Source organism: Streptomyces sp. SID5785 (assembly GCF_009870065.1).
Lineage (GTDB): Bacteria > Actinomycetota > Actinomycetes > Streptomycetales > Streptomycetaceae > Streptomyces.
Map to the genome: position 1 here is coordinate 1 of NZ_WWIA01000006.1, position 5,717 is coordinate 5,717.

6 protein-coding genes are annotated in these 5,717 nt (G+C 73.5%); 3 read left to right on the forward strand and 3 right to left on the reverse strand.

All coding sequences use genetic code 11. From position 1 onward, the window contains the following. Positions 1–136: 136 nt before the first annotated feature. Entirely contained in the window at positions 137–1,411 is a 1,275-nt protein-coding gene (locus GTW43_RS00265; RefSeq protein ID WP_161299495.1) for a zf-HC2 domain-containing protein, read from the reverse strand. Next, positions 1,408–1,980, reverse strand: coding sequence for a sigma-70 family RNA polymerase sigma factor (locus GTW43_RS00270; RefSeq protein WP_161299496.1), 573 nt, complete (start codon positions 1,978–1,980; stop codon positions 1,408–1,410). The genes GTW43_RS00265 and GTW43_RS00270 overlap by 4 nt, the downstream gene beginning before the upstream one ends. Positions 1,981–2,317: 337 nt before the next feature. Here GTW43_RS00270 and GTW43_RS00275 point away from each other — a divergent pair, with 337 nt between their 5' ends. Both GTW43_RS00275 and GTW43_RS00280 read left to right on the forward strand, forming a co-directional pair. Then, a complete protein-coding gene (locus GTW43_RS00275) occupies positions 2,318–2,692 on the forward strand; it encodes an STAS domain-containing protein (protein WP_161299497.1) in 375 nt (124 codons plus the stop codon). Between the two features lie 138 nt (positions 2,693–2,830). After that, positions 2,831–3,325, forward strand: a complete 495-nt coding sequence (locus GTW43_RS00280; RefSeq protein ID WP_161299500.1) for an EF-hand domain-containing protein — start codon at positions 2,831–2,833, stop codon at positions 3,323–3,325. A 15-nt stretch (positions 3,326–3,340) separates the two neighbouring features. On the opposite strand, the gene GTW43_RS00285 is transcribed toward GTW43_RS00280, so the two are convergent. Further along, positions 3,341–4,873, reverse strand: coding sequence for an AMP-binding protein (locus GTW43_RS00285; protein WP_161299498.1), 1,533 nt, complete (start codon positions 4,871–4,873; stop codon positions 3,341–3,343). A gap of 196 nt (positions 4,874–5,069) precedes the next feature. Between GTW43_RS00285 and GTW43_RS00290 the strand changes: the two genes are divergently transcribed. Further along, the coding region (locus GTW43_RS00290; protein WP_161299499.1) for an amidohydrolase family protein at positions 5,070–5,717 on the forward strand (648 nt) is incomplete at its 3' end.

Genomic DNA, 5,717 nt, shown 5'->3' on the forward strand with positions numbered 1-5,717 from the left:
CGCGCAGTTCCCCGCGCCCCTGAAGGCGGACGGCTGCGCCGCCCAGCCTTCATCGGGGAAATGCGGCGCGTAGCGCCTGCATTTCAGGGGCGCGGGGAACTGCGCGAGAAGCCCCACGCACCCGCACCCGCCCGCGCTACATCCGGCTCAGCGTCGCCGTCGCCGACAGCACGTCCATGATCGCGGCCCGGTCCCCGACCGACCCCGCCGCCGCATCCGCCGGAGGCACCCGCCCGGACGCGAGCCGGCAGAACTCGACCCCGTCGAGCGCGATGTGCGCGACCTCGTCGGCCCCGTCCGCGGCCCCCTTGCCGTCCGGCCCGAGCGGGATCATCCACTCGCCGCCGCCGGCCCCCTCGACCTCGAGCCGCAGCAACCGCTCCGCGGCCCCGCGGTCGGCCCCGCCGGGCCGCGACGAGGCGACCGCCCCGGGCAGCAGCCGGGCCGCCAGATCGATCATGCGGTGCAGATGCCGCGGCGCCGGCGCCTCGTACGGGTAGTCGACCGCGTCGGCGATGTCCCCCGCGTGCACCCAGCACTCGAAGGCGCGGTCCGCCATCGCGTCCCGCAGCGGCAGGCCGAAGTCCCCGTACGACACGGGGAGCCGGCCGGAACCACCGCCGTCGTCGCCGTCCGAGCCGGCGAACGACACGGTGCGGATCAGCGCGTGCGACTGCTCCCGCCACGGTGCCCGCACCGCGCGCGTCGGCGGGAAGTGCGAGGCCCGCCAGAGCGCTTCGGTGCGGGCCGCGGGACCGGCGTCACCGGCTACCGCGGAGCCGAGCGGGTCGTCGAGCCCGAGGGCGCGGGCGACCAGGCCGTCGACACTGATCAGGTGGGCGATGACGCCCGCGACGGTGGTCCTGCGGCTGAGCTGCTCGCCGCCCTCGAACCAGCGCAGCCGCACCGGGGCGTGCCACTCCCCGTCGCCGAAGTCCTTCAGGAGGGCGTCCAGCCGCGCGGTCTCCGCGTCGTACGGCGTCGCCCAGGACGGCACCGGGATACGGGCGGGGCGCCGGGCCAGGCAGCCCTCCAGGACGCGGGAGCGCAGCATCGGGTCCAGGTCGAGGGAGTCGTCGGTGTGCAGCAGGCCGACCGCGTCCCGCAGCCGCAGTGCCTCCTCCGCACAGGTGCCGCACTCGCCGAGGTGGTCCTCGACGGCCGCGCTCTCCTCGGGGGAGCAGGCGGCCAGCGCCCACGCGCCGAGCAGCGACTTGAGGACCTGGTGGTCGAGGACGAGCGGCTGCGGACGCAGCTCGGGCAGCCGGCGCCCGGTGTCCTCGACGGAGGCACGCGGCGTCGGTATCCGCGGCGCGCCCCCGGCCGCGCCGGAGCGGCCGTCGGGCCCGTCGGGACCGTCCTCGTACCGGTCGTGCGGGTCGAAGCGGTCCGGGCCGCTCGCGCCGGTCACGCGGGCCTCCCGTAGCCGCCGGGCGGGATACCGCTGTCGTGCGCCGTGGACAGCAGCTGGAGTCCGAGGCGGAGCCGACGGCGCGCCTCGTCCTCGGTGACGCCCAGGTCGGCGGCGGTCTGGCGGTAGTCGCGCCGCTGGAAGTACGCGAGCTCCAGCGCGGCCCGCAGCGGGGCGGGCATCGAGGTCACGATGTAGTCGGCGCGGGCGGCGGCGGAGGCGCGGCGGACCTTGCGCTCCAGGTCCTCGGTGGTGCCGAGGCCGCTGCGCACGAGGGCCGCGGACTCGGTCTGGCGCAGTCGCTGGACGGCCTGGCGGTGCGCGAGCGTGGCCACGAAGGAGCGCAGCGGGCCCTGGCGCGGGTCGTACGCCTCCGGGTTCTCCCAGATGCGGGTGAAGACGTCACGGGTGATCTGGTCGGCGGCGTCCTCGTCGTCCAGGACGCGGTGGGCCAGGCCGTGCACCAGGGACGCGAAGCGGTCGTAGAGCTCGCCGAGCGCAGCGGCCTCGCCGTGCGCGAGCCGCTGCTGCATCCTCCGGTCCCAGCGGGACGGAGTGTCCTTGGGCATGGGGCCCCCTCACCGACTGCCCGTCGTGCCGTGCCTCGTACCGGTCGTGGACCGGCGCCTGCCTTCACTGCCTGCCTGCTACCCAAAGGTAGACCGGCACACCTGCGTGGCACGCGCCTTTACCGCATTGTGCGCCGATGCCGGGCAGGCGGTGATAAAGAACCGGGGCCTGCGAAGAAGGGGGAGTCCGCGGCGCCGTTTGTGACCGTCCCGCGGGGAACCCGGTGGGGTGTGGGGGAGACTGCGGGGGTGTCGGTGGTACGGCCCGCGGGTGTTTCGGCGGTCGGAGGGCAGGGCAGCCGCGCAGGAAGAACGTAGAGCAGGAGAGGCGTGGCGCGTGACGCTCAAGGTGAACGAGGGAGTGCGAGGCGACTGGGCCGTCGTGTCGGTGTCCGGCGAGATGGACCTGGTGACGTCCCCGGCGTTGCGCCAGCGTGTCCACGATGCGGTGGCCGACGGCCGGCGCAGCCTGGTCCTCGACCTCTCCGACGTGTTGTTCTGTGACTCCAGCGGGGTGGGCGTGCTGATCGCCGCCCGCCGGCTGATCCGGTCCTGCCAGGGGCGGCTGCGGCTGATCCTGCCCGCGCAGGGCGCGGTCGACGGCTCGCACGTGAACCGGGTCCTGGGCGCCCTCGGCGTCCGCCGTCTGTTCGAGTGCTATCCGGACGTGGCCGCGGCCACGGACGACGGGGCGCAGCCGCTGTCGGCGTGAACTCGCCACGGTGTTGTCCCGGAATGCGGCCGGTCTTGACACAACCGCCACACTTCGGCGGTCTGCGGCGCGTCGTGCACGTACGCTCCGAGGCGGAACACCCCACGGATCCACCGATGCGAGAGGCGGCCCATGAGCATGGACGAGCGGAGGATCGCGAGCCGGTTCGCCGGCTTCGACCAGGACGGGAACGGTTACATCGACCGCGAGGACTTCTACGTCGCGGCGAAGGCGCTGCTCGCCGAGTTCGGCGTGCCGGCCCGTTCGGAGCGCGGGCAGGCGCTCTTCGCCGGGGCGGAGGCGTTCTGGCAGGGGATGGCCGGGATCGCGGACGTGGACGGGGACCAGCGGGTGACCCGCGAGGAGTTCGTCACCGGGGCCGTGAAGCGGCTGCGGGACAACCCGGAGCGGTTCGCCGAGATCGCCCGGCCGTTCCTGCGCGGGGCGATCGCGGTGGCCGGCGGGGCGGCGGACGTCGTGACCGGGGACGCGGAGCGGGTCCTGAAGGTGCTGGGAGTCGACGCCCAGGTGGCGTCCGCGGCGGTCGCCGTGCTGGACGCGGACGGCGACGGCCGCATCACCGAGGACGAGGTGGTCGGCGGCTTCGCGCGGTACTTCACGGTGCCGGAGTAGGCGGGGGCGCCGCGCTCACCGGCTGAACCGCTCCCGCAGCTTGTACTTGAGGACCTTGCGCAGGGCGTCGTTGCGGGGCAGGGCGGGCAGGATCTCCAGTTGTTCGGGGAGCTTGAAGGGGGACAGGCCCGCGTCCCGCAGGTAGCCGGTCAGTTCGGCGAGGGTGGGGGCGGTCGCGCCGTCGCGCAGTTCGAGGACGGCGCAGACGCGTTCGCCGCGTTCGGCGTCGGGCAGGCCGACGACGGCCGCGTCCTGCACCGCGGGGTGGGCGTGGAGGAGGTCCTCGATCTCCTTCGCGGAGATGTTCTCGCCCTTGCGGATGATGATGTCCTTGGCGCGGCCGGTGAGCACGAGGTGGCCGGTCGGCAGGACGTGGCCGAGGTCGCCGGTGATCAGGTAGCCGTCCGGGTCGAAGGCCCCCGCGGTCTGGGCGGGGTCGAGATAGCCCCGGCAGACGGCCTCGCCGCGCAGCCGGACCGCGCCGTCGACGCCTGCGGGGACCTCCTTGCCGTCGTCGTCGACGATCCGGACGGACATGCCCGCGGGCGGGCGCCCCTCGGTCGTCGCGAGGTTCTCGGCCGTGTCGTCGGGCGCCCCCATCGTGATCATCGGCACCTCGGTCATGCCGTATCCGTGGGTGAGCTGGACGTCCATCTCGCGGACCACGCTGTGGTAGACCTCGGGCGGCTTGGGGGCGCCGCCGCCCGCGAGCAGCCGCAGGGTCGGGATGAGCTTCTCGTCGGGGGCCTTGCGCTGCTCGGTCAGGAACATGGAGTAGAAGGCGGTCGAGCCGCCCGCCACGGTGACGCCGTGGCGCCGGTACTCGCCGAGGGCTCCGGGCAGCGCGAACTGCTCGAACATGACGGCCGGGAACCCGTACAGGAGCAGCATCACGGTGTAGTCGGGGCCCGCTATGTGCGCGTAAGGGAAGGCCATCGAGCCGACGTCGGCGTCGCTGAGGTGCAGGGCGTGGGCGAGGCAGGAGCCGCCGGCGATGAGGGAGCGGTCGGTGTGCAGGACGCCCTTGGGGTCGGAGGTCGTGCCGGAGGTCCAGTAGATCCAGCGGACCGCGGTGCCGTCGGAGGGCGGCGCCGGCAGGGCCGCGGGGTCGCCCTCGGGCAGGTCCTCGTAGGCCTCGAAGACGCCGCGGGCGCCGAGCCGGCGGGCCATGGCGGTGTGGTCGAAGCCGCGCCACACGCCGGGGGTCGCGAAGAAGTCGGCCCCTGACGCGCGCAGCGCGAAGCCGACCTCGCGGTCCCGGTAGAAGGGGATGACGGGGCTCTGGACGGCGCCGAGGCGGGCCAGCGCGAAGGAGAGCAGCGCCGTCTCGATGCGGGTGGGCAGTTGCCAGGCGACGACGCTGCCGGGGCGCACGCCCTGTGCGTACAGGCCGGCCGCGACCCGCTCGGCGCGGTCCCTGAGCTGTCCGAACGTGAGGGTGCGGTCGCCCTGGAGCAGGACGGGCCGGTCGGGGGTGAGCGCCGCGCGGCGCTCGACGAGCTCCCACAGGGTGGCGGCGGTGCCCAGGGTGTGTGCGGTGTCCGTCATGGCTGTGACCCCCTACGAGAGCGGCCGGGCCCGGCGTGCCGACGGCCGGGCGTTGTCTGACGGGCAGTCAGATATCGGCAGAGCGTAAGCCCGCACTCCTTGTCGGTCCAGAGGCGCGGAGCTAGCCTGATATCTGACGGGTCATCAGATACGAGCCAGTGGATCCGGCGGATTCAGTGGATCTGAGGGGTTTTCAATGACGGAACTGCCGCGCATCGTCAGCGTCGACGACCATGTGATCGAGCCGCCCCACCTCTTCGAGACCTGGCTGCCGGCGAAGTACCGCGACCGCGGCCCGAAGCCGCTCACCGCCGGTATCGGCGAGCTCGCCTACGTCGCAGGGAAGTACCAGATCACGATGGACCCGGAGGGGCCGCCCACCGACTGGTGGATCTACGAGGACCTCAAGTTCCCGTACAAGCGCAACATCGCCGCCGTCGGCTTCGACCGCGACGACATGACGCTGGAGGGCATCACCCGGGCCGAGATGCGGCGCGGCTGCTGGGACCCCAAGGCGCGGCTCGCGGACATGGACCTCAACCACGTCGAGGCCAGCCTGTGCTTCCCGACCTTTCCGCGCTTCTGCGGCCAGACCTTCGCCGAGGCCCACGACAAGGAGGTCGCCCTCGCCTGCGTGCGCGCCTACAACGACTGGATGGTCGACGAGTGGTGCGGCGACAGCGGCGGCCGGCTCATCCCGCTGTGCATCATCCCGCTGTGGGACGTCGACCTCGCCGTCGCCGAGATCCGGCGCAACGCGGCCCGCGGCGTGCGCGCGGTGACCTTCTCGGAGATCCCCACCTACCTGGGCCTGCCGTCGATCCACTCCGGCTACTGGGACCCA

Excerpts from the sequence above, each read along its gene's own strand:
- GTW43_RS00270 (WP_161299496.1), bottom strand. The coding sequence starts at position 1,980 with ATGCCCAAGGACACTCCGTCCCGCTGGGACCGGAGGATGCAGCAGCGG.
- GTW43_RS00285 (WP_161299498.1), bottom strand. The coding sequence starts at position 4,873 with ATGACGGACACCGCACACACCCTGGGCACCGCCGCCACCCTGTGGGAG.
- GTW43_RS00280 (WP_161299500.1), top strand. The coding sequence starts at position 2,831 with ATGGACGAGCGGAGGATCGCGAGCCGGTTCGCCGGCTTCGACCAGGAC.